The organism is Frankia casuarinae, assembly GCF_000013345.1.
GTDB classification, from domain to species: domain Bacteria; phylum Actinomycetota; class Actinomycetes; order Frankiales; family Frankiaceae; genus Frankia; species Frankia casuarinae.
On record NC_007777.1, the window covers coordinates 883,435 to 906,793 of the forward strand.

The 23,359-nt window shown below is 71.1% G+C and carries 20 protein-coding genes; 11 read left to right on the forward strand and 9 right to left on the reverse strand.

Features of this window, described 5'->3' with window-relative positions; translation table 11 throughout:
* Window positions 1-8 precede the first annotated feature (8 nt).
* Genes FRANCCI3_RS03820 through FRANCCI3_RS03835 form a run of 4 tightly spaced genes read right to left on the reverse strand, consistent with a single transcriptional unit; the run spans window position 9 to window position 4,334 of the window.
* The gene (locus tag FRANCCI3_RS03820; protein ID WP_011435212.1) at window positions 9-1,064 is read right to left on the reverse strand and encodes an AAA family ATPase; all 1,056 of its coding nucleotides are present in this window, start codon (window positions 1,062-1,064) and stop codon (window positions 9-11) included.
* A complete protein-coding gene (locus FRANCCI3_RS03825) occupies window positions 1,061-2,623 on the reverse strand; it encodes a DUF4350 domain-containing protein (RefSeq protein ID WP_023839912.1) in 1,563 nt (520 codons plus the stop codon). The genes FRANCCI3_RS03820 and FRANCCI3_RS03825 overlap by 4 nt, the downstream gene beginning before the upstream one ends.
* Complete coding sequence (locus FRANCCI3_RS03830) at window positions 2,620-3,420, reverse strand: DUF4129 domain-containing protein (protein ID WP_011435214.1); 801 nt, start codon at window positions 3,418-3,420, stop codon at window positions 2,620-2,622. The genes FRANCCI3_RS03825 and FRANCCI3_RS03830 overlap by 4 nt, the downstream gene beginning before the upstream one ends.
* Window positions 3,417-4,334, reverse strand: coding sequence for a hypothetical protein (locus tag FRANCCI3_RS03835; protein WP_023839914.1), 918 nt, complete (start codon window positions 4,332-4,334; stop codon window positions 3,417-3,419). Before FRANCCI3_RS03835 ends, FRANCCI3_RS03830 begins: the two co-directional genes overlap by 4 nt.
* Before the next feature lie 356 nt (window positions 4,335-4,690).
* Here FRANCCI3_RS03835 and FRANCCI3_RS03840 point away from each other — a divergent pair, with 356 nt between their 5' ends.
* The 3 genes from FRANCCI3_RS03840 (at window position 4,691) to FRANCCI3_RS03850 (ending at window position 7,504) form a co-directional block, all read left to right on the forward strand.
* Window positions 4,691-5,527 carry a ComF family protein gene (locus tag FRANCCI3_RS03840; protein ID WP_011435216.1) on the forward strand — a complete coding sequence of 279 codons (837 nt, stop codon included), beginning with the start codon at window positions 4,691-4,693 and terminating at the stop codon, window positions 5,525-5,527.
* Between the two features lie 331 nt (window positions 5,528-5,858).
* Complete coding sequence (gene hpf, locus FRANCCI3_RS03845) at window positions 5,859-6,662, forward strand: ribosome hibernation-promoting factor, HPF/YfiA family (RefSeq protein ID WP_011435217.1); 804 nt, start codon at window positions 5,859-5,861, stop codon at window positions 6,660-6,662.
* A gap of 128 nt (window positions 6,663-6,790) precedes the next feature.
* Window positions 6,791-7,504 carry a response regulator gene (locus FRANCCI3_RS03850; protein ID WP_011435218.1) on the forward strand — a complete coding sequence of 238 codons (714 nt, stop codon included), beginning with the start codon at window positions 6,791-6,793 and terminating at the stop codon, window positions 7,502-7,504.
* An 18-nt stretch (window positions 7,505-7,522) separates the two neighbouring features.
* On the opposite strand, the gene FRANCCI3_RS03855 is transcribed toward FRANCCI3_RS03850, so the two are convergent.
* Window positions 7,523-8,080, reverse strand: coding sequence for a GNAT family N-acetyltransferase (locus tag FRANCCI3_RS03855; RefSeq protein ID WP_035940907.1), 558 nt, complete (start codon window positions 8,078-8,080; stop codon window positions 7,523-7,525).
* 301 nt (window positions 8,081-8,381) lie between these two features.
* Here FRANCCI3_RS03855 and secA point away from each other — a divergent pair, with 301 nt between their 5' ends.
* A complete protein-coding gene (gene secA / locus FRANCCI3_RS03860) occupies window positions 8,382-11,366 on the forward strand; it encodes a preprotein translocase subunit SecA (RefSeq protein WP_011435220.1) in 2,985 nt (994 codons plus the stop codon).
* A 25-nt stretch (window positions 11,367-11,391) separates the two neighbouring features.
* Here the strand turns inward: secA and FRANCCI3_RS03865 are convergent, their stop codons facing one another.
* Together FRANCCI3_RS03865 and FRANCCI3_RS28660 are read right to left on the reverse strand one after the other, a co-directional pair.
* A complete protein-coding gene (locus FRANCCI3_RS03865) occupies window positions 11,392-12,105 on the reverse strand; it encodes an Rv3235 family protein (protein WP_308726848.1) in 714 nt (237 codons plus the stop codon).
* An 81-nt stretch (window positions 12,106-12,186) separates the two neighbouring features.
* Entirely contained in the window at window positions 12,187-13,506 is a 1,320-nt protein-coding gene (locus tag FRANCCI3_RS28660) for a LysM peptidoglycan-binding domain-containing protein (RefSeq protein WP_011435222.1), read from the reverse strand.
* 158 nt (window positions 13,507-13,664) lie between these two features.
* Here FRANCCI3_RS28660 and FRANCCI3_RS03875 point away from each other — a divergent pair, with 158 nt between their 5' ends.
* Complete coding sequence (locus FRANCCI3_RS03875; protein ID WP_011435223.1) at window positions 13,665-14,234, forward strand: hypothetical protein; 570 nt, start codon at window positions 13,665-13,667, stop codon at window positions 14,232-14,234.
* Window positions 14,235-14,254: 20 nt separating this feature from the next.
* On the opposite strand, the gene FRANCCI3_RS03880 is transcribed toward FRANCCI3_RS03875, so the two are convergent.
* Window positions 14,255-14,491: a helix-turn-helix domain-containing protein gene (locus FRANCCI3_RS03880; RefSeq protein ID WP_011435224.1), complete on the reverse strand. Its 237-nt coding sequence runs from the start codon at window positions 14,489-14,491 to the stop codon at window positions 14,255-14,257.
* Window positions 14,492-14,799: 308 nt separating this feature from the next.
* Here FRANCCI3_RS03880 and FRANCCI3_RS03885 point away from each other — a divergent pair, with 308 nt between their 5' ends.
* From FRANCCI3_RS03885 to FRANCCI3_RS03910, 6 genes are all read left to right on the forward strand, one after another.
* Window positions 14,800-15,573: an SAF domain-containing protein gene (locus FRANCCI3_RS03885; RefSeq protein WP_011435225.1), complete on the forward strand. Its 774-nt coding sequence runs from the start codon at window positions 14,800-14,802 to the stop codon at window positions 15,571-15,573.
* Window positions 15,570-16,907: an AAA family ATPase gene (locus FRANCCI3_RS03890; protein WP_011435226.1), complete on the forward strand. Its 1,338-nt coding sequence runs from the start codon at window positions 15,570-15,572 to the stop codon at window positions 16,905-16,907. Before FRANCCI3_RS03885 ends, FRANCCI3_RS03890 begins: the two co-directional genes overlap by 4 nt.
* Before the next feature lie 501 nt (window positions 16,908-17,408).
* The gene (locus tag FRANCCI3_RS03895) at window positions 17,409-17,912 is read left to right on the forward strand and encodes a transcriptional regulator (RefSeq protein WP_011435227.1); all 504 of its coding nucleotides are present in this window, start codon (window positions 17,409-17,411) and stop codon (window positions 17,910-17,912) included.
* A gap of 231 nt (window positions 17,913-18,143) precedes the next feature.
* Window positions 18,144-19,199 carry a patatin-like phospholipase family protein gene (locus FRANCCI3_RS03900; RefSeq protein ID WP_011435228.1) on the forward strand — a complete coding sequence of 352 codons (1,056 nt, stop codon included), beginning with the start codon at window positions 18,144-18,146 and terminating at the stop codon, window positions 19,197-19,199.
* Between the two features lie 101 nt (window positions 19,200-19,300).
* The gene (locus FRANCCI3_RS03905; protein ID WP_023839918.1) at window positions 19,301-19,795 is read left to right on the forward strand and encodes a DUF6912 family protein; all 495 of its coding nucleotides are present in this window, start codon (window positions 19,301-19,303) and stop codon (window positions 19,793-19,795) included.
* A 445-nt stretch (window positions 19,796-20,240) separates the two neighbouring features.
* Window positions 20,241-21,794: a hypothetical protein gene (locus FRANCCI3_RS03910; RefSeq protein WP_011435230.1), complete on the forward strand. Its 1,554-nt coding sequence runs from the start codon at window positions 20,241-20,243 to the stop codon at window positions 21,792-21,794.
* 25 nt (window positions 21,795-21,819) lie between these two features.
* On the opposite strand, the gene FRANCCI3_RS03915 is transcribed toward FRANCCI3_RS03910, so the two are convergent.
* Window positions 21,820-23,328 (reverse strand): PAS domain-containing protein, encoded by a 1,509-nt coding sequence (locus FRANCCI3_RS03915; protein ID WP_235608650.1) that lies wholly within the window; start codon window positions 23,326-23,328, stop codon window positions 21,820-21,822.
* Window positions 23,329-23,359 lie beyond the last annotated feature (31 nt).

Here is a 23,359-nt window from a genome sequence, read left to right on the forward strand (position 1 = left end):
GTTTCCGCCTACCGGGGCACCGGAACGGTGGCGAGTACCTGTTCGAGCACGACATCGGCCGTCACGCCGTCCAGTTCGGCCTCCGGACGGAGGCTGATCCGGTGCCGCAGGGTTGCCCGGGCCAGCGCCTTGACATCGTCGGGGGTCGCATAGCCGCGTCCCGACAGCCACGCCCAGGCCCGGGCCGTCGCCAGCAGCGCGGTGGCGCCGCGGGGGGACACCCCGAGCTGTACCGACGGTGCCGCGCGGGTCGCCCGGGCCAGATCGACGATGTAGGCCAGCACCTCCGGGTGGACTGCGACGGTGAGCACCGCGGCGCGGGCCGCCGCGAGGTCCGCTGGTCCCGCGACCGGGTGGACCCCCGCGGCGGGCAGGTCGGAGGGGTCGAACCCGTCCGCATGGTGGGCGAGGACACGGACCTCGTCGTCGCGGGGCGGCAGTGGCAGCGTCACCTTCACCAGGAAGCGGTCGAGTTGCGCCTCGGGAAGCGGATAGGTGCCCTCGTGTTCGATCGGGTTCTGGGTGGCGAGGACTGCGAAGGGGGCCGGCAGCGGCCGCGGGACGCCCGCCACACTGACCTGACGCTCCTCCATCACCTCCAGCAGGGCGGCCTGCGTCTTCGGCGGAGTCCGGTTGATCTCGTCGGCCAGCAGGAGGTTGGTGAAGACCGGGCCCTCCCGGAAGGTGAACTCGGAACTGCGGTTGTCGTACACCAGCGAGCCGGTGACGTCGCCGGGCATGAGGTCCGGGGTGAACTGCAGGCGCTTGGTGTCCAGTGCCAACGCGGTCGCGAGCGTGCGGACCAGCAGCGTCTTCGCGACGCCGGGCACCCCCTCGAGCAGTGCGTGTCCCCGGCACAGCAGGGCGATGACGAGCCCGCTGACCGCCGCGTCCTGACCGATCACCGCCTTGGCCACCTCACCGCGCAGCGCGATCAGGGACCGGCGGGCCGTCTGCGCGTCCGGTGGTGCCGGCTGCTCTCCCGGACCCGGCGCCGCGGCGGACGACGATGCGGTCGAGGGCGGGGGGGCTGTCGTCGGCGCGTCGATGCGCGGGGATGTCACCGTATGCCTACCTGTCGATCGAGCTCGTCGAGCGCGTGGGCCAGCGCCAGCAGCGCCGCGTCCTGCGTATCGCGTCGAGGGGCGCCGACGCCGGCCCGGGGAACGCCGGCCCGGGGAACGCCCGCCGCGGCGGTCCGCTCGGATCCGCCGTCGCGATACCGTCCGGCCCCGCCGGATGCCGCCCGCTGTCCGTTCTCGGCCGGGTAGCGGCCTGACTGGTACCAGTCCCTGGCCCGCCCGAGGTGACCGGGCGGTCCGGCGGTCTGCGGCGGCATGCCCGAACCGTACAGGAGCGATCCGATCTCCGAGGGTGACCGTCCCGTCTGCTCGCTGGCAGTGGTCACCAGAGCGACGGGATCGGGGCTCAGGGAACCGGCGGGGGTCCAGATCAGGGGCAGGCCCATCCGTTCGGCCAGCCGGACGCGCGTCCCGGCCCGCAGCGCGTCGGCGGTCCTGTCCCGGGCGTGTGCCGCCGCGTACAGTCGCCCGCGTCCCTCGACCGTCTCGGCCGCCCGGACGACCACCGGAAGGGGCTCCGGCACCGGCGGCCCGAGCCGCCGGCCACGCCACAGCGCCAGCAGCGCCAGGACGACGACGATGTGCAGAAAGGTCCACCAGAAGGCGGACGGCAGCAGATCCATCATGCTTTTCGTGCCGACCCCGCCGGCCCCACCCGCGTCGGGTGTGATCCAGGACAGTACGGGTTGCCGGGCGAGCAGGCCGAGGGCCAGCGCCGCGTTCCCCGTGCGGCCGAGGTGTTCGTTGGTGAGGAACCCCGCCGAGCCGAGCAGTACCAGCCGCCCGCCACCGGCGCGTGGTGAGCCCGATCGGGTGGGGGTCAGCACGGCGAGGCGTGCCTCGCCGTGCGGGTCGCCGTAGCACAACGAGACCGCCATGTCGCCGAGACCGGCTCCGTCGCCCTGGCGGGTGAAGGTCTCGTCGGCGCCGATCGAGGTTGTTCCGGCCGTGGTCGCCTCGGGCAGGAGGCACCGTGGATCACTCTGCTCGCCGCTGGGCGCGGAGCCTGCTGTGACCACCCCGACATTTAGGGCACCGAGCACCGTGGCGTCCGGCGCCACGAGGACGACGTCGGCGCCCTGCCAGACCCGTCCGAGCAGGGCGATCAGCTCGTCATGGGTGAGCCGTCCCGGATGGACGACGACCAGCGTCGCCCTACCGCCCGCCCCGGCTGGACCGACCCCGCCGCCCAGACCACCGGGGTTCGGCCCCTGCTGCCGGCCGCCGGAAGGGTTGTCCGTGGCGGAGACGATGATCCCGCGTGCCCGCAGGATCTCGGCTAGGGCCCGGGTTCCTCCGGGCTCGGCGGAGGCCACGTCCAGGTAGGCCTGGCCGTCGGGCCGCCCGGCCAGCGCCGAGACGACCACGTAACAGAGGACCAGGACGCCGAGGACGGCCACCACGAGGATCCCGCGGCGCACCGCTGGAGGCCTGGGACCGCTGCGCAACGCGCTCGGCGACCCCCGCCCGGACCGGCCGCCGGCCGTCCCGCCGCCACCGAGATGGTCGCCGGTGATCGCCGGGGCGCCGGGGATGGTCATGCCGGGACCGCGAGGGTGCCGGTGCCGCCGGTGCCGCCGGTGCCGCCGGTGCCGTCTGTGCCGTCTGTGCCGTCTGCGCCGTCTGCGCCGCGACGCAGCTGGATCAGGGCGCGGTCGGCCTCGACCAGGACCCGGTAGCCGGCCGCGGACCCCGGGCGCCCGCCGTACCAGATCTCGCTGAAGACCTCGACCGCCGCGGCGAGCGCCGCGGCCGGCTCGAACGCCGTGCCGGGTCCATCGCCCGCCGCGCCCGTCGTCGCGCCCGGCCGGTCCGTTCCGCCCCGGGGTTGCCCGCCGTCGGGGGACGGCGCGATTCTCGCCACCTCCTCGACGAGTTCACCGGCCGTACGGCCGGGGCGCGGATCGAGCACGCCCTTCTCCTCCAGCATCCGCACGATGGCCCGTAGCCGGGACCGAACCGCCTCCGCATAGGCTCCGCCGGCGGCGTGGCCGTCAGCCTCGGCACGCAGCTGCGCCGCGGTTGACGAACTGGACAGGTCGTTATCCTCCCGCCTGGTACGCGCGCTGCGGCGCACCGGGCCGAGCCACCACCGCAGCGCCACCGCCACGACGACGAGTACGAGGACGAGCGCGAGGACCCCGAGACCACCCGACCCTCCGCCGAGGCCGTCTCCGCCGGGGAGCAGCCAGTGGACCAGATCCCCGATCCTGTCGTCGATCCACCGGACCGCCCGGCTCCACCAGCTGGGTTCGGAACTTCTGTAGAGGTGCCTGGAAAGTTCCCGCCGAGCCTCCTCCCGAGCTCCGTCCCGAGTGACAGGACCGCCGAGCGTCATCCGGAGGGCCGCAGGCCGGCGGTGCGGGCGCGGGCCGCCTCGGCGAGGGTCACGTCCAGACCCTCGCGTCTGATCCTGAGGTCGACGTAGAGCAGGACGACGGCTCCGGAGACGATCGGCGTGGAGATCGCGGTGGCGAGCAGACTGCCGATCGCCTGGACGATGTAGCCGGTGACGGTGAGATCACCCCTGATCGGGTCGCCGAACACCGACTCGGAGGAGGCCATCACGATGCTGGCGGCGATGGCGAAGATCGCACCGAGGAACCCCGCCACCAGCATGGCGAGCAGCAGAATACCGAACGTCCGCCACCATGATCCACGCACGATCGCGATCGACCGTCGCAGCGCGTCGCGCACGGTGCCGCCCTCGAGGACGTACGCGGGCGTGGCCAGCGCCAGGTAGACCCCGACGACGATCGCCCCGACCAGCAGCGCGATCAGCCCCAGTACCACCGACAGCGCCACGATGACCGTGAGGCCGAGCAGGCCGGGCAGCCGCGGCGCGACCCGTCGGACCGCGTCGATTGTGGTGATTCGGCTTCCCAGGATCGCCTCGCTCACCACGACGCTGAGCACCCCGGAAAGAAAGAGCCCGAGGATGAGATCGAGACCGAGCATCGCGACGGTGATGGCGGCCCTGGCGCCCGGCGACGCGTCCTCGCCGCTGATCGCGACGGTGGTGGACACCGTCTCCACCACCGCCGCGGCCGCCACCGTCACCCCGACGGTCGCGCCGGGATTCGTGCGGATCGTGGCGAACGTGCCGTCCAGGATCTCGCCCAGAGCGAGGGGGCGCAGCGGGATGATGCCCGGTTTCGGGACGGCCGGGCCCCACCGCCACTGTCCCCACGGGCCCTGCGGGGCGCCGGGCGGCGGGGTGCCGGGCGAGGCCCAACCGGGTCCGTCGGCCATCGGTGTGTCTCCACTCGTCGCGGTCGGTGTCGAGGTTCGGTGTCGAGGTTCGATGTGTCGAGGTAAGGATGCCGTGCTTGTGGTGGGCATGCCGCGGCCACTGTGAGGATTCTGTGCTCTCGGCCAGGATGGATGCTGGCGATGCCGGCGGAATTACGCGGTCTGGCCGGGATGTGCTGGCCGGGACGTGCCGGCCGGGACGTGCCGGCCAGACCGGCCCCACCTCGGCTGCGGGGCCGGTGGCCGACCGCGTCGCCCGGGATTGTCCACAGCCGCTTCGCGACTGCCGGGGGCGGTATCCACAGATCACCACTCGGGGCTGGTCGGCCCGCGGCCCGCGGCTGATCCTTCCTGTCATGCCTCGAGCCACGTTGTCCCTGCTCACCAGGAATCTTGCGATTCTCGCTGATCTGATCATGCCGCTTGCCTGCGCCGGATGCGGCGACTGGGGGGCGTCGGCGTGCCCGGCGTGTGTCGCCGAGCTTCGTGGTCCCGTGTTCCTCGCCGCCGCGGGCTCCCTGGCCACCCCGTGGCGGCGAGGGCTGCCGCCGTGCCTGGCCGCCGCCCGCTACGCCGACCGGGTCCGGGCGCTCCTTCTCGCCTACAAGGAGCGTGGCCGGCGCGACCTGGCCGGTCCGCTGGGCGGTGCGCTCGCCCGCGCGGTAGCGCGGGCGGTGTCGTCGGGCGCGGTGGGTGCCACCGACGTGCATCCCGGTCGCTGTCCTCGCGGGCGCGGTGTGGTGCTGGTCCCGGTGCCTTCGAACCGCGCCGCGCGGCGTCGGCGTGGTTTCGACCACCTCGAGCTGCTGTGTTCCGTGGCGGCCGCGGTCCTGCGCCGACGCGGGCACCGGGTCGGAATCGCTCCCGTGCTGCGGCCGGTGCGGCACACGGCGGACCAGGCCGGGCTGGGGGCGGCGGCACGGTTCGTCAACCTCACGGGCGCCTTCGGCCTGGTCGGTCCTGCCCGCACGGCCCGGCTGGTGCGGGCCGCCGACGATCTCTCGGACGGACCTCCCGCGGACCCGCGCATCGTCGTGGTCGACGACGTACTGACGACGGGAGCCACGGCGGGTGAGGCGGTACGGGCCCTACGAGCCGGCGCCCTGCGGGCGAGCGCCGTCGCGGTGGTGGCCGCTTCGGGCCCGACGCGCGGACGGGACCGCTTGCTCGCAATGACGGGGCCGTCGGGGTGAAACTACCAGTACGCACCGCCTGACCAGGCAGTCGGCGCAACGGCCGAGTGGCCCGACGGAGCGGGAGTGACCGCTTGTCGGTCGCAGTGCACTCGTCGTGCGGATACCGGGCCGGCGGACGGAGTAGCGCCGCCGCTGAAGGGAAGGGAGCCGAATGCGGGCAGCCAGCCGCAGAACGTTGGGAAGGTGCGACAACCGTAGATAGGGCGCCCGGGGGATCGTCTCGGCCCCGCGGAGACGGTTCCCTCCGGAAGTTCCGAGACACCGGCGCACGGTCGGCAGCCTTGGCGAGGGCCGTGGGCGTCGGACAGGCGAACAGGAGGTGGATCGCGTGGACATCGTGGTCAAGGGCAGGCACACCGCGGTTCCGGAACGGTTCCGCAATCATGTCCAGGCCAAGCTCGCCAAGTTGGAACGGCTGAATTCCAACATCATCCGGGTGGATGTCGAGCTGTCGAAGGAACGCAACCCCCGGCTGTCCGACGTCTGCGACCGGGTCGAGCTGACCGTGTACTCACGGGGTCCGGTGATCCGGGCCGAGGCCGCCGCGGCCGACTGCTACGCCGCCCTCGACCTGGCCGCCGGCAAACTGGCCGAGCGGCTGCGCCGGGCCGCCGACCGGCGGGTCCGCCACCACGCCAACCACGCTGGAGCCAAGCCGACCGGGATCACCTCGGTTCCGCTCGGCAGTCTCATGCCGTTGGAGGGCACGAAGCCGGCGGCTGCCCTACCGACCGGTGCCGAGGAGGCCGGTGCCGCCGGAAGGAGCGGCAGCGGCGGATCCAGGCCGGTCGTCGCCGCCCCGGCCGACGAATCCACCGCCAGGATCGGTGCGGGCGAGCAGAGCGAGCAGGCTCCGCTGATCGTCCGGGAGAAGACCCACGAGGCGGAGCCGATGTCGCTGGAGGAGGCCCTGTCCAACATGGAACTGGTGGGGCATGATTTCTATCTCTTCCTCGACGTCGATCTTGGCCTCCCCAGCGTCGTCTACCGGCGGGTCGGTTACGACTACGGTGTCATCCGGTTGTCCGGTTCGGCGGCGGCCGGCAGGTCGGGGCCGGCGGGCGCCGATCAGCGGGACGAGCGGCCGTCGCCAACCCGAGGCGCCTTCGTGAGCTCGGCCGCCGCCGTTTAGACGATCTGAAGGCCGCGTCCGCCGGCCGACGTGCGACCATTTGCCTCGGGTGTCGGAGTACACGGCGCACCGCCCCGCGTGGAGGCACGCGGGGCGGTGCGCCGCGGGCAGTGGTCCAGGGAGGTCAGATGACGGTGGAGGAGCAGCGCTCTGAGGAGATGCTGCCGACGCCATCGGAGGCGAACCCCATCCGGGTGCTGATCGTTGACGACCATGCGCTGTTCCGGCGTGGGCTGGAGATGGTGCTGGGGCAGGAGGTTGACATCGAGGTCGTCGGGGAGGCCGCGGACGGTGCCGAGGCGGTGACCATGGCTAAGGAGATGGCGCCGGACATCGTGCTCATGGATGTGCGGATGCCGCGCCGTGGCGGGATCGACGCCACGAGCGCCATCAAGGAGGCTGTCCCGAGCGCCAAGATCGTCATGCTGACCATCAGCGACGAGGAGGCCGACCTCTATGACGCGATTAAGGCGGGGGCCATGGGCTACCTGCTGAAGGAGATCTCTATCGACGAGGTCGCCGCGGACATCCGCGCCGTGTACGGGGGGCAGAGCCTCATCAGCCCGTCCATGGCGTCGAAGCTGCTCAGCGAGTTCGCAGCCATGATTAAGAACAAGGATGACCGTCCGCAGCTCCCTACCCCCCGGCTGACCGACCGGGAGATGGAGGTGCTGCGGCTCGTCGCCAAGGGCATGAACAACCGTGACATCGCCAAGCAGCTCTACATCAGTGAGAACACGGTCAAGAACCACATCCGCAACATCCTGGAGAAGCTCCAGCTGCACTCCAGGATGGAGGCGGTCGTGTACGCGGTCCGGGAGAAGCTGCTCGAGATCACCTGAGGCCCGGTCGGGGGGGCGTCACCGCGGCGCGGGATCGTCCGGTAGGAGCGATCCCACCCAGCAGTCCCTCCGGTTACCGTCGCCCAGCAGCAGGGCCCGGCGCAGGGTGCCCTCCACGGTGAAGCCGGCCTTCTCGGCCACGCGGCGAGACGCGAGGTTGCCCACCGCGGCCCGCCACTCGATCCGGGCCAGCCCCAGAGCTCCGAAACCCCAGCGGGTCAGCGCGGCAACGGCCTGGGAGGTCACTGCCCGCCCGCGCGCCGGCGCCGCGCACCAGTAACCAATCTTCGCGTCGCCGTCGCCGGAGAGATCCGTCAGTCCGACCGAGGCAAGGAGTTGCTCGGTCGTGGCATCCACCACCGCGAACAGCGCCCCGGTCCCGCTGGCCCAGCTCTGCGGCGACTGGCGTGAGACAAAGTCCACCGCGTGTTGGTACAGATACGGCGTCGGGACTCTCGTCCACCGGCTTATCTCCGGGTCCTGGCAGGCCAGGTGTACGGCGTCGGCGTCCCGGGGGTGCCAGGGGCGCAGATGCAGACGGCCCGCCGTGATCTCCGCCGGTTCGAGAGGTGCCATGCTCCAACCTTGCACCGGCCGCCACCGTTGCCGCCGATCCAGGGCACCCATCCGCGCTCCCGGTCGTTGGACAGTGCGGCGTGGCATGGGCGGACCATGCACGCCGTGTTGTCATCCCGTTCTGGTCGTTCCCGTCCGTACGACCCCTGGCCTCGCTCGCCGGCACCCCTTCCCGTCGCCCGCTCCTCACCGGTCCCAGCCGGAGGAACCGCGCGCGGATGGATGTTGTAGGCGGCTGTCGAAGGGCTAGCATCGTGGGGTCGGTGACCTCGCCGACGCGCCTGCCGGAGGAGTTTCGCCCGTGGTACTAGACAAGATCTTGCGTGCCGGCGAGGGCCGGATCCTGCGCAAGCTCAAGGCGATCGCCGAGCAGGTGAACCTGATCGAGGACGACTTCACCGGCCTGTCCGACGGTGAACTGCGAGGCATGACCGACGAGTTCCGCCAGCGGCTCGCGGACGGGAAGGAGACCCTCGACGACCTGCTGCCCGAGGCCTTCGCCGCCGTGCGCGAGGCGGCGCGGCGCACGCTGGGCCAGCGGCATTTCGATGTGCAGATCATGGGGGGCGCGGCCCTTCATCTCGGCAACATCGCCGAGATGAAGACCGGTGAGGGCAAGACGCTGGTCTCGACCCTGCCGACCTACCTCAACGCGCTGGCCGGTAAGGGTGTGCACGTCATCACCGTCAACGACTACCTCGCCCAGCGCGACGCCGAGAACATGGGCCGGGTCCATCGTTTCCTCGGCCTCACCGTGGGGGTGATCCATCCGCAGATGCCGCCGCCGGTCCGGCGGGCCCAGTACGCCTGCGACATCACCTACGGCACCAACAACGAGTTCGGGTTCGACTACCTCCGTGACAACATGGCCTGGAGTTCGGAGGAGCTCGTCCAGCGTGGCCACAACTTCGCGGTCGTCGACGAGGTGGACTCCATCCTCATCGACGAGGCCCGCACGCCGTTGATCATCAGCGGTCCAGCGGATCATCCGACCAGGTGGTACACGGAGTTTGCCCGGATCGCCCCGCTGCTCGAACGCGATGTCGATTACGAGGTCGAAGAGGGCAAGCGGACGGTGGCCATCACCGAGTCCGGGGTTGAGAAGGTCGAGGACCAGCTCGGCATCGAGAACCTCTACGAATCGGTGAATACCCCGCTCGTGGGCTACCTGAACAATTCGCTGAAGGCCAAGGAGCTCTACAAGCGGGACAAGGACTACATCGTTACCGACGGTGAGGTTCTCATCGTCGACGAGTTCACCGGCCGCGTGCTCCACGGTCGTCGCTACAGCGAGGGAATGCACCAGGCGATCGAGGCCAAGGAAAAGGTCGAGATCAAGCAGGAGAACCAGACCCTCGCGACGATCACGCTGCAGAACTACTTCCGGCTCTACGACAAGCTCTCCGGCATGACCGGTACCGCCATGACCGAGGCGGCCGAGTTCCACCAGATCTACTCGCTCGGGGTCGTCCCCATCCCGACGAACAAGCCGATGGTCCGGCTCGACCAGCCGGACGTCGTCTACAAGACCGAGATCGCGAAGTTCGACGCCGTGGTGGAGGACATCGCCGAGCGGCACGAGAAGGGCCAACCGGTCCTGGTCGGCACCACCAGCGTCGAGAAGTCCGAGTACCTCTCGAAGCAGCTTCGCAAGCGTGGTGTGCCGCACGAGGTGCTCAACGCCAAGCACCACGAGCGGGAGGCGGCCATCATCGCCGAGGCGGGCCGCAAGGGCGCCGTCACGGTGGCGACGAACATGGCCGGTCGTGGTACGGACATCATGCTCGGCGGTAACCCGGAGTTCATTGCCCAGGCCGAGCTGCGCCAGCGCGGCCTCTCGCCGATCGAGACCCCCGAGGACTATGAGGCGGCCTGGCAGGAGGCCCTGGAGAAGGCCAGGCAGTCGGTGAAGGCCGAGCACGAGGAGGTCGTCGACGCCGGCGGCCTGTACGTGCTCGGCACCGAGCGGCACGAGTCCCGGCGCATCGACAACCAGCTGCGTGGCCGGGCCGGCCGGCAGGGCGACCGCGGTGAGTCGCGCTTCTACCTCTCCCTCGGTGACGATCTCATGCGGTTGTTCAACGCGGCCGCGGTCGAGGGCATCATGGATCGGCTGAACATCCCCGAGGACGTCCCGATCGAATCGAAGATCGTGACTCGGGCGATCCGGTCGGCCCAGACCCAGGTCGAGGGGCAGAACTTCGAGATCCGCAAGAACGTCCTCAAGTACGACGAGGTCATGAACAAGCAGCGCACCGTGATCTATGAGGAGCGCCGCAAGGTTCTCGGCGGTGCCGATCTCCACGAGCAGGTGCGTCACTTCGTTGACGACACCGTCGAGGGATACGTGCGCGGCGCCACCGCCGACGGGTACCCGGAGGAGTGGGATCTCGACACGCTCTGGACGGCGCTCGGGCAGCTCTACCCGGTCGGTGTGGTGGCACCCGATGTCGATGATCGAGACGGGCTCACTGCCGATCACCTGCTCGAGGACATCCAGGTCGACGCGCAGGAGGCGTACGACCGGCGGGAACTCGACCTCGGCGACGGCCCCGACAGCGAACCGATCATGCGGGAGCTGGAGCGACGGGTCGTCCTCGCGGTCTTGGACCGCAAGTGGCGCGAGCACCTCTACGAGATGGACTACCTGCAGGAGGGCATCGGGCTGCGGGCGATGGGACAGCGGGACCCGCTGGTCGAGTACCAGCGTGAGGGTTTCGACATGTTCCAGACGATGATGGAGGGCATCAAGGAGGAGTCCGTCCGGCTGCTGTTCAACGTCGAGGTCCAGGTTGCGGGGCAGGAGGAGGCCGCCACGTCGGTGGGCGTCGAGCCGGCCGTGTCCGCTGCTCCCGCACCGCCGGCCGCAGCCGCGACCCTGCCCGCTCCGGCGGTGCCGACGATTCCGGACGGCGCCGGTCCCGTCGCGGACGCGCAGCCCGTTCGCCCCGCGGCGGCCCGTCAGACTCCGCCACCCCCTTCACCGGTTCCGTCCGCACCGCTGCCGGTCTTCGTCAAGGGGCTCGAGCCGCGGCGGCCGACCGGTGGCCTGCGCTACACCGCGCCGTCGGTCGACGGTGGATCCGGGCCGGTCACGACGGTGGATGGCAGGTCGGGACTGGGCCGCCCGGCTGGAGACGGTGCGCTCAGCGCCGCCCGCGGCGAGGCCGGCACGGCGCAGCCCGGTGCGGGCACGCGTCCCGCTCGCAATGCGCCCTGCCCGTGTGGGTCGGGCCGCAAGTACAAGCGCTGCCACGGCGACCCGGCGCGCCGCAACACCGAGTGATCCATCTCCGGGACCGGTGGCCGCACTAACCCACCTGCAGGGTCGTCACCCGCCAGCGTCCGCTGGACGACTCCATGCGCAGCGCGAGTGCGGCCACCCGGGCACCTCGGCTGATGACCGCCGAGACCTCGGCGACTCCGGGGCGCGGTTCGCTGACCCGTACGCTGCGGACCTGACCCCGCCTGCGATCCGTGGTCTGGGCGACGATGCGTTCGAGATCGTTCTGCAGGCGGGGCGTCGTCCATCCGGCGAGATGCGAGGCCGGGCGCACCCCGCCGAGCGTCTCGACGATCGCTCTGACGATGACCACCGCCGTTTCCCGGGGCGGTGGGTTCGTCCGGCTCCCGGCGGGGTGTCCCGGCCGCGGACCGGCTACCGGATCGAGACCCGGCACCGCGTGTGACGCCGCTGATCCCATGCCTGTGCCCGTGACCGTGCGCTCGGGCATGGCGAGGTGCCGAGGAGTCCGATCGACCGTCGTGCCACCGGGCTCGGTCTGGCCGTCCGCACCGCCACGGCCGCGTGGCGGCCCGCCGGGTCCCGACGGGCCGCCACGGCGGCGTCCGCCGCCTCCCGGGGCGGTCACGGGCCGGCCTGGACGATCGGCGGTGGTGCGTCCGGCCGGCCGCACCCGGGGTCGGGGCGGCCTTGTCGACGAGCCGGTCGGGGCGCCGGCCGACGAGGAGCCGGCCTCGTCGTCATAGGGCGGTTCGTGGGGGGTGATGGGAAGGCGGCGCATTCCGGGGGCCGGAACTGGACGCCGGGGCAGGGTCAGGGCGTAGGTGGCGGTCACGGCAGGCTCCGGAAGTGGTGGGCGGGGTCAGGGCCCGGGGGGTGGTTTCAGGCGTTGGCCGGGGAAGATCAGATTCGGGTCGTGGCCGATCAGGTCGGAGTTGGCGGCCCACCACCGTGGCCACTCGGCCGCGATCTGCTCCTGCGTCGCGTTCGGGCCGAGATGACGGGCCGCGATGGACCAGAGACTGTCGCCGCGGAGGACGACGATTTCCGCCGCCTCGACGCCGGGAGAGGTCCGGTCGGTACCCGGGAGGCTCATGGGCCTGCCCGTTCCACGAGGGGCCGGCGGCACGATCGGATCCCGGGCCGGTACCGATGCGATCGGAGCCGCCGGTCCGGACGATGTCGGGTTGGACGATGTCGGTCCGGACGATGTCGGGTTGAACGATGTCGGGTTGAACGGTGTCGGAGTGATGGCCGCGCCGGGCGCGGCCGGGCTGCTCGGGGAGGTGGTGGCGGGTCGGTCCAGGTCCGGCCAGCCGGCTGTGGTCGTGCGAGCCGTGGTGAGCCGAGTGAGGGCGCCGGGGTCAGGGGCGGTGTGCACCGGGTTTCCGCCGGCGGCGGAAACCGGGGCTGGGGGCGGCGTTGGCGAGCCGGCCGCCGAGGTGGTCTCGTGCAGGTCCACGACGGGGATCGCCTCACCGAGACCGGGAACCGAGATCGTTGGGGTGGGGCTGGTCGCCGGGACGGCACCGGCACCGGGTTCGGGAGAGGACGTGGAGCCGGCAGGGGAGACGGGGCCGGCAGGGGAGACGGGGCCGGTGGAGGAGACGGGGCCGGTGGAGGAGACGGGGGGTGTCGCGGGGGCGTGACCGGCGGAGGTGCCGGCCGGGGGGCGATCGAGGTCGGGGAAGCCGGCTATCGGGTTCGGGGGATGGCCGACGGTGGTGGGCCGGTCCAGATCGGGCAGTGCGGCGGTGGCGCCCGCACTGACACCGGTCCCCGCAGGTCCGGTGGCCGCGGAGGCCGGGACCGCGGCGATGATCGGCGCCACCCCGGTGACGAGTGTCACTCCGAGGCTGATCTCGAGCATCCGCCGGATCGTGCGGGGAACGATCCGGCGGGCCAGCGCCGCGCTGAGCCGGCCGACTCCGCCGGGGATAGCCGACAGCGCGCCGAGCAGAACCCCCAGGCACAGCCAGAGCAGGCACACCCAGGCGACGCCCCCGATGATCGTGGCCAGCGCCTGCTCGGGCGCGGCGGCGAACCATTCCGGGGCGGCCTCGACGCTCTCCGGCAGGTCGGCCAGCCGGGGGCCGAAAACGATCAATATGATCGCCGTGATTGCGGCCGCGGTCGCGCCGGCGAACCGCGCCAGCGTCTGTCGAGCCGCCCTCGCGATCATTGTGGGTGCTCCTGTCCGCCGGATGCTGTCGAACTCGTTCGTTTGCCTATGTTTGCTTGTGTAAACCCCTGAAATCTCGCTGTCAACCCTGCTTGTGTAGGGAGTGAGGGGCAACTGGGGGAAGTGGGCGAAATCTACCTTTATGGGAAGGGGTATCGATGCGATGGGAGGATCTGTTCGCCGACCTGGAGCTGCAGTGGGAGGCGAACGAGGCCGCCGAGCTCTCCGCCGAGCTCGCGGACCGCAGCCGACGGGAGGCTGCCTACCTGCGGTTGATCGATCGGATGCGACCCGTCGTCGGACACCCGACACGTTGCCGGGTGGTGGGTGGTCAGCGCGCTCCCGAGATCCTGCACGGCACCCTGGCGGCCCTCGGGATGGACTGGTTGCTCATCACCGAGCCCGGCGCGACGGAGGTTCTGGTACCGGTGCGGTCGCTGCTGGCCGTGGAGAACCTGCCGGTGGTCTCGGCCCAGCCGGGTCATGAGGGTCCGCTGGCGGCCAAGCTGGATCTGCGGTACGTCCTGCGCGGGCTCGTCCGGGACCGCTCGGCGTGCACGCTCATGCTGGTGGACGGGGTGACCCTGCACGGGACGCCGGTGCGGGTCGGCTCGGACTTCCTGGAGGTGGCCGAACACGCCGTCGGCGAGTTCGCCCGGCGCGGCCAGATCCGCTCCGGCTGGACCATCCCCCTCGACGCGATCGCCTACGTTCGTCGGATCCACTGACCTCGCCGCGCCTACTGTGCCTAGTCCTCGGGCGGAGCCTCGTTACGGCTCATCGGATTGGCTGCGACGAAGGCCCGGGTCTGTTCATAGGCGCGCTGGATGTACGCCTCCAGCTCGGTGCGCTCCACCCGCCACTGGCCCCTCCCCCCGATCTTGATGGCGGGGAGCTCGCCCGAGCGGACAAGCGCGTAGGTCTGACTGGAGGAGATGTTGAGGATGTCCGCCACATCGCTGAGTTGAAGGAAGCGGTCGTTCATCAAAGTCCTCCTTCTGAGGGCGGATGTCTCTCCTCATGTGTGTATCAGAGATACCACCGCTCATCGCGTCCGGATGCGTGTGCTTGTGGATAAGTGCACGCGGATACCGCCAAAAGCCCGTGCTCGCAGGTACTGGACTGGTCCGCCACCCGCGCCTGCATGGCCCAGATGTCGACGGATCCCGTTCGGTCCGCAGCCGATTCCTCGCTGGTTTGGCTGGGCTCAGGGCCGACGACCGCGTACGCTCTGCGACCGGAAGGTGCGAACATGTACCAATGGTCCGGCTAGGAGAAGAGGGAGGTCTCCCGGTGACCGAGCTCGCCGCGGCACCGGCCCGCCCGGAGGCGTCCCCGCCACCGACATCACCCCCGGCCCGTCGGTTGACCCGCCGACGGTGGCGCGACTCCCGGCTGCTCGTCGGGGTGTTGCTCGTGCTCGTCTCGGTGGTCGTCGGGGCGCGGCTGTTCGCCAGCGCGGACGCGACCCGCCAGTGGGTGGTCGCCAAGGTGGACCTGCCGGCCGGGCACATCATCGTTGCCGGGGATCTCGCCACGGTATCGGCCAGGCTCGACGAGAGGACCTCGGGTCATTACTACCCGGGAAGCCGTCTCGACGACCTGATCGGCGCCACCCTGGCGCGGCCGGTGGACACCGGCGAGCTGGTGAGCGGACCCGACTTCGCCGGCCAGAACACCCAGCCGACGCGGCTGGTGCCGATCATTGTGAAGGCCGGGCGGCTGCCGACCCTCGGACCGGGTGACCATGTGGACGTCTTCGTGTTCCAGAGCGGCGCCGCAGCGCCGAGCACTACCGGGGGCGATCAGCAGGCCGGCCGGAGCACACCGGCCGCGCCCGCGGGTGCGGGGGCCGAGGCGCTGGTCCTGCACGACGTCGAGTTCGTCAGCCTCGAGAAGCTGACCAGCGGGGACCGTTCGCTGACGCTGCGCGTGCCGGTGGACAACGCCATCCAGGCCGTCGCGGCCTCGCAGAGCGAGCGGGTCGACGTCGTGAAGCTTGAGCGCGACTCCCGCGGTGAGGTCGGCTCGACGGGACCGACCACTGTGCCGGGGTACGGCCGGTGAGCCTGCCGATCCTCACCGCTGTCACCGATGCGATGGTCGAGGCCGGCCTGGTCTCGGCCTTCGATCGTCGCGACCTCGGGGTTACGGTGGTGCGCCGCTGCGTCGACCTGCCGGACCTGCTGGCCGCGGCGACCACCGGCGCGGCCCGGGCCGCCCTGCTGTCCGCGGACCTGCGCCGGCTCGACCGGGATGCGCTGACCCGCCTGGCCATGGCGGGCATCGCGGTGGTCGGGCTGACCGCCCCCGGCGACGAGGACGGCGACCGGCGGCTGCGGCAACTCGGCGTGGCCGCGGTCATCCCCTCGGACGCCACCGCGGAGGTCATCGCGGGAGCGGTCGTCGAGGCATCCCGGGCGCTGGCGACGAACGCGGCCGCGCCGGCGACCTGGGCGTCCGGTTCGTACAGCGAACCACTCGTCGGGTTCGGGCCGCTCGCCCCGGCCATCGACGTCACCGACGGTGTGGGGCCGATCGAACCGGGCGACGGCCGGGTGGGCCGGGTGATTGCGGTATGGGGTCCGGCCGGCGCGCCGGGACGCACCACGATCGCGCTGTGCCTGGCCGCCGAACTCGCCGGGCTGGGGACCTCCACCCTGCTGGTGGACGCCGACTCCTACGGCGGCGCGGTCGGGCAGCTCGTCGGCCTGCTCGAGGAGGCCCCCGGTCTGGCCGCGGCGGCCCGGTCGGCCAACCAGGGGCTGCTGGACGTGCCCCGGCTCGCCGTACTGTGCCGGGATCTGGGCGGCGGCCTGCGAGTGCTGCCCGGCATCTCCCGCCCCTCGCGGTGGCCCGAGCTACGCCCGGCATCCGTTGAGACCGTGCTGTCGATGGCCCGGCGTCTGGCGTCCTTCGTCGTCGTGGACTGCGGGTTCTGCCTGGAGACGGACGAGGAACTGTCGTTCGACACCTCCGCGCCCCGGCGTAACGGAGCGACGCTAGCCGTGCTGGGCGCGGCCGACGTCGTGCTGGCGGTGGCGTCCGCCGAACCGGTCGGTCTGGTCCGGTTCGTGCGGGGACTGTCCGACCTGCGGGAGACCGTCCCCGCCGTCGACCCGCTTGTCGTGGTGAACCGGCTGCGCGCCTCGGTTGTGGGCGCGGACCCGGCCCGCGAGGTCAGTCGGGCGATTCTGCGCCACACCGGGACCGAGCCGGTGGCCCTGGTGCCCTACGACCTCGCCGGGCTGGACGCCGCCCAGGTGGCCGGACAGCTCCTGCGTGACATCGCTCCGACCTCCCCGGCCCGGCTGGCGATCAGGGAGCTGGCTGGCCGGCTGCTTGGCCGCCCGGCGGCTCCCCGCCGTCGGCGGGGGAGCCTGCGGCGCCAGGCCCGGTGATCTTGGTGGGCGGGTGGGCCGTCCCGACGTACGAGCCAGAGCCGCATCCCCTGCTGGGCCTGCCGCTGGGCCTGCTGCCGTTCGGCTGATCGCTCGCGCGGTGTCGGCAACTCACGGTTACGCCCTTGGCGTAACCGTGACATAAAGTATTCGCACCATCATTCCGGCGTAGTGGGAGCGGTTACGGCGAGCAATTTAGGGGCATCGCTATGTGGAGGGACTTCGGTCAAGTCGTGAGAGGGATCTTGCTGATAGCTTTCGATCTTATAAGATTTACTACATAGAGTAACTTTCTTAATTCATAGAGTCTGAGATGCGAGAGAAGTCGCACAAGAAAGTCGCGCAACGTAGCATCGTATATGTATCTGTGAGCGGTCTCTTTCGGCAACGTTACGTTAGTGGGAGCATGCCTCGCCAGCGCCACACGAGTCGTACCTTGATCTCCTATGGGCGCGACGAGAGGTACGTGATGCTCGTTCGAGACGGCTGGGGGTGTGTCGGGTGAGCCGAGAGTACGCGAAGGCCGTGGGCGCCCGGTTGCGGGCGATTCGGATACAGCAGGGTCTGTCGCTGCAGGGAGTGGAGCAGAAGTCGCGGGGGCGGTGGAAGACCGCTGCCGTTGGTTCCTATGAGCGCGGTGACCGCATGATCAGCGTGCATCAGCTCTCCGAACTCGCGGGATTCTACGGAGTCCCGGTCTCGGCGCTGTTGCCCAACGAGGATCAGCTGCCGCCGCGGGAGCGTCGCCCACGTACGGTGCTCAACCTGGAGAAGCTGAGCGAGGCTCCGCCGGACTCCTCTGCTCTCGTTCGTCGGTGGGTCGCCCAGATCCAGCGCCAACGGGACGACTACGCCGGCCGCGTGCTGTCCATCCGGGATGGCGACGTGCGTGCGCTCGCCCTGCTCCACGACACGACCCCCCAGGAGTTCGCCGAGCGGCTGCGGACCTGGGGAGTGCTGGAGACCAGTTTCCCCGAAGAGAGTAGCGAGGAGCCGCCGGAGTAGTCCGGTGGACTGCCCGGGCGCTTCGAGCGCCGAGAGCAGCAAGGTACGGTCAACGCGGACCGTGGACTGCTACTGGCCCATCCCCGGCCGTCCCGACGCGGCGGGCACGCCGTTCGTGGGCGGCCCGGCCCAGGTGCGACCGGGCGGCCCACATGGCAGCGAGCATGCCGGGCGGCGGGCATCCCAGCGCGATGCGTCTCCCTTCCCGGTCGCCGCGCCGGGAGGTGGACTATGACCAGGAAACGGGCCCCACGCAGAGGTCTGGTCCTGGGGGCCGGTGGAGTGCTCGGCTCCGCCTGGATGATCGGCGCGATGCGGGCGGTCGAGACCGCGACCGGCCGCGACCTGAGCGGAGCCGACCTGGTGGTCGGCACGTCCGCCGGCTCGGTGGTCGCGGCCCTGCTCGGTCTGGGGATCGGCATCGACGTGATGGCCAATTCCGAGCGGGGGATCTACGAGGCGGGTGATCCCGTTCTTGACTACCGCGACCTCGGTGCCTCCCTACCCCCGCGCCCCCGGATGCGCATGGGCTCACCGAGGCTGCTGACGGCCAGCGCCCGGCACCCCCGGCGGTCCTCGCCGATGGTCACGCTGGCGGCGATGCTTCCACAGGGCCGTGGGAAGATCTCCGCGGTCGGCGATCTGGTGACCGCGGCGATGGACCGCAAGGGCCTCGATCCGACCGAATGGCCGACCAGGCCCGCGCTGCGGGTGGTGGCCATGAACTTCGACACCGGTGAGCGCGTGCTGTTCGGCGTGGCCGATGCGCCTCGGGCGACCTTGTCCGAGGCGGTGATGGCGTCGTGTGCCATTCCCGGCTGGTACGCCCCGGTCACGGTGGACGGCCAGCGGTTCGTCGACGGCGGAACCCGATCGCCCGCATCAGTCGATCTTCTTGCCGACGCGGGCCTCGCGGAGATCCTGGTGCTCGCCCCGGCCTGCTCGTTCCAACTCGACCGACCCCGTGGCACGGTGGCCCGGGTCGAACGCCAGGTCCGCCGGGCCGCCACCCGCCGGCTGATGCGGGAGGTCGAGATGGTGGAGGCGGCGGGCACCCGGGTGACGGTGCTCTGCCCAGGTCCGGAGGACCTCGAGGTCATCGGCGGAAACGTGATGGATCTGACCCGGCGGGCCCAGGTGTTCGAGACGGCGCTGCGTACGACGGGCGAGGCCCTGCATGTCGCCGCCCGTTCCGCCCGTTCCGGCGTGGCCGGGGCCACCGACGACGGGGCCACCGACGACGCCGAGGCGAGGGGGGGCCGGCTCGGGCTCGGCCTGGCTGGCTGACCGGGTTCTCGTGGCTGACTGGGTTCTCGTGGCTGACTGGGTTCTCGTGGCTGACCGGGTCCTCGTGGCCGGCTCGCCCCGGTTGGTTGCACACTGAGCGGGTGCGCATCTATCTCCCGTCCACGCTGGCCGTCGCCCGATCGGTCTGGGAATCCGCGCGCATCCCCCCAGGCACCGGATTCGCGGTCACCCCCGCGACGCGTGAGTGGTACGCCCAGTCGGAGTCCGAGGAGGAGTTGGAGTACGCGGCGCTGCACGACGCCGGCCGGGCGAGCCTGCGACTGCTGGACGCCGACCCGTCCGCGCCGCGCCGGCGCGTGGTCTTCGTGGCCGATGTCGCGGACGGCGAGGTGCGGGTACGCGACGATCTTGAGCGGGGTGCCGTCGAGGTGGACTTCCCGGTGCCGTGGTCGGCCGCGCAGGCCATCCATGTCGACGACGGAGACGACGAGGAGGTCGTCGCGGCGGTCGCGGCGGCGGCGAAGTGCATCGTCGAGGCCGATCTCGGTGGGGATGACGCCGCCTTCACCGTGGACAGCGTCGAGGGCTTCGAACTGCTGTGGTTCGCGCCTCAGGAGCTTCCCGATCTTCTCTGACCCCGGCGGAGACGCGGATGTTGAGTGCGCGGGGGTGACCCCCGCGCGGTGGAGGTCACCCCCGCACGGGGGAGGAGACCACGCACGTTGACGGCTCGTTGGGGCATGCTGTCTGGACTGGTGACCAGCTGGCGTGAAATGTTCCCGACGGGCGGCCCTCGTGGTTGTCTTTCCAGGCTCCTCCCTGGGGTGCTGTTCGTCGTCTGACGTCCGTGAACGGTGATTTCCCACCCAGGGAGATCGACGTGGCCAACGGTTGAACCTCCCCGGGTGCGGCCGATGTCGGGCGTTGCGAATAATGCTGGGGAGCCTTGCGGCGGCGACCGGGTCACCACCTGGATGGCGCCGAGGGGGCTCCACTTTCCACAACCTTCGTACCGAGATGTCACCCCCGCTGGCAGGTGTGATCTCGACCGACCCACCGCGGTAAGGAGGCTGGCAGCCCATGCTGTACCTCGCCGGGCAGATCCTGGCGTACGTGCTGGTGGCGATGCTCATTGGTGCGGCGCTGGCATGGGTCTTCCTGATCGCGCCGCTGCGCCGGCAGGCCCGCAACGCCGACGCCGACGCCGCGCGAAATCGGGCGGGATCGGGGGAGACACCGGCCGGCACCGGACCGGACCTCGACGAATCCCGCCCCGGCGCGGTCCCGTCGGCCGATCGGGCGGCAGCCGCGAACGACGTGAACCGGGTAAACGCCGGGCCGGCGGGCACCGGCGACGCCGACACGGGTGTCCCCGATTCGGGCGCCCGCGGCACGGGCACAGGGCAGGCCGCCGAGCTGATCGCCCGGTTGCGCCGGCAGCGTGACGACGTCGCCCTGGAGAAGGCGGATCTAACTGCCCGGCTCGCTGTCGCCGAACAGCGTGCCGCGGAGTCCGAACGGCGAATCGCCGAGGCGGAGCGCCATGCTGTGATCGCAGGCGCCCGGGTCGAGGAGATCGAAACGGCGCTGCGGGCCCGGGCGTACGCCGTGACACCCGGCGCGGCCCAGGCCCTCCCGGCCGGTTCGGGTGCCGCCGGTTCGGGTGCCGCCGGTTCGGGTGCCGCCGGCCCGGTGCCGGCGGGCTCTCCGGGGGCGGGCGGTGATCCCGTCGGCCCCTCGGCTGCGCAGCTCGCCCATGAGGCCGAGCTGCTGCGCAGACAGCTCGTCGAGGCCGAGGGCCGGGCGGCCAAGTTCTCCTCCCGGCTGGCCATGGCCCGTACGGAGGCGGAGGACGCGCAACGCCAGGTGGCCACCATGACCACCCGGCTGGATCGGCACCAGGCCGAATGGGCGGCCGAACGGCTCAGTCTGCTGGGGCGGATCGCGAAATCCGAGGCGCTTCTGGGCCAGGCCTCCTCCGACGAGGAAGCCGGTGCCGAGCATCCCGAGGCCGCCCCCACTGCCGAGGCCGCCCCCACTGCCGAGGCCGCCCCCACTGCCGAGGCGGTCGGGGTTGCTGCCGCGGGCGGCGTGGTCCCGTCGAACCTCGCGGTCACCCCGAACGACGCGGGGCCGTCGAAGAGCGCGCTGCCCGCGCACGGCCTGGCCCTGTCGCCCGAGCCGAACGTCTCGGGGGCGACGGTCCAGGCGAGCGGCGTTGCCACGAAGAACCGGCCACCGGCCCTGGGCGGACCGCCGTCGAGTGGTCAGGGGAGTGGCGGCGGCGTGAAGAGCACCGGTGGCAGGAGCACCGGTGGAACGAACGGGGCCAGCGGCCAGCCGGGCACGGGTAGCCGGGTCGTGCTGGAACCCGCGCCGCGGTGGAACGGTCTCCTCGATCCCGTGCGGTCGGGCGGCGACAACCTCAAGGAGATTGTCGGCGTGGGCCCGGTGATCGAGGCCCGGCTGCGGGCGTTGGGCATCACAACCTTCAGCCAGCTGGCCGAAATGGGTGATACCGACGTCGAGCGGCTCGCTCACCGGCTGGATGGCTTCGGTGACCGCATCGTCTCCGACGATTGGGTCGGCCAGGCCCAGGATCTGCAGGCCCGGCACTACGGCGGCGTCTACTGACCGGACCGCCCTCCACCCCGCTCGGTCACAGTCCGGAGATGAGTCCCTCGATCTCAGCCTCCAGGATCCGGCGGTCGGTGACGTCGCAGTAGAGCCAGACATGGCCGCGGTAGCCGTCGGCCGCGGTCAGCGGGATGTGGCTACGCTCGAACACCCGTCCGTCGGCGAACATCACCGTCTCCCGGCGTAGCGTCCGCCGTCGGCGGAGCAGGATGTCCAGGCGCGTCGCGAATCCGGATGGATCGTCCACCAGCCCGGGCCGGGGACGCAGCTGCAGCCGGCAGTCCGTTCCGACCAGGTCGACGGGCAGGTCCGCCAGATCGAACAGATCGCAGTACACCTGGTTCACCGCCACCACACGCCCGTCCCGGTCGGCGATGAGCACGGCGGTCGTCAGTTCGGCGAGCAGGGTCGTCAGCCAGCGTTCCCGGTCCCGGCATGCCTCCTCGATCCGTCGGGCCTCGGAGAACAGGCAGCCACAGGTGTGGTTCGAGCCCCTGGCGCGTCCGAAGGGACGCAGGTCGTCGTTCTCGCTGCGATGCAGGGCCACGGCCGCGCGCCACTCCGCTCCAGGCGGGAGCGTCCCGCGGGGAAACCCGACCGTGGGCCGATCCTCGGTGGATTCACGGGATGTCGCCCGGCCTGGCGTCGGTTCGCCGGGAACCGGCCGGCGGGGAAGCGGAACAGACCATTCCCAGCCCCGATCGCCCCGATCGGACTGGTCCGGCAGATCACAGGGGTCCGGTCCGTCGAACGGGTCCGGTCCGTCGAACGGGTCCGGTCCGTCGAACACGCCGAACCTGTCGAGATCGCCCGCGGGCACCCCATCGGCGGCGAGGGCCTGGAGGCCGAGGAGATCATGACCGAGCAGGTGTCCGTCGAGGAGGTCGGGATCGAGAGCTGCGAGTTCGAAAGCCGCCTCGCGACGGTGAAGGCGGTCGAGTTCGGCCTGCTCGTCGTCAAGGTGTTCGAGATCGGCCGCTTCGTGAGGCGCCGGTTCGCGGGAGGCGACGTCGGGTTCGGCTCGTTCCCGGACAGCGACGTCGTCGGTATCGGGCTGGTCCGCGGACGATGGGCCGATCGGGGAGCGACGCCCCTGGACCCGCGGCGAGGACACTGGCACACCCTTCATCGGCACACCCGTCACCGGCCCGGCGGCGTTCTCGAACGCACTGGCCGACGGCACGGTGAGGGTGCCGACGATCCGTCGTCTACCGTCCCCTGCCGAGGTCACCACCGTCTGCATGACCGCGTCGCAGGGTGGTTCGCCCGGTCGGATCAACCGGACCTGGATCGAAAACCCGTCGCCGTGCGTGACGAGGTGCCGCCATCGGCTGCCGACGTTCGCTACGTCGCCGGGATGGACAATGCGTTGCCATCCCCGTCCGACCGCCTCGTCGCGGGTAACGCCGGTCAACTCGGACCACAGCCGGTTCACAAAGAGATACCGGCCTGCCGTATCGGTGGCGAATACCGCGACCGGGCAGTTTTCGACAATCCGCCAGAACATTTTCCAAGCGGTCGTGTCGAACATGTCTGACGATCGGGGATCCCGGGCGCCACTC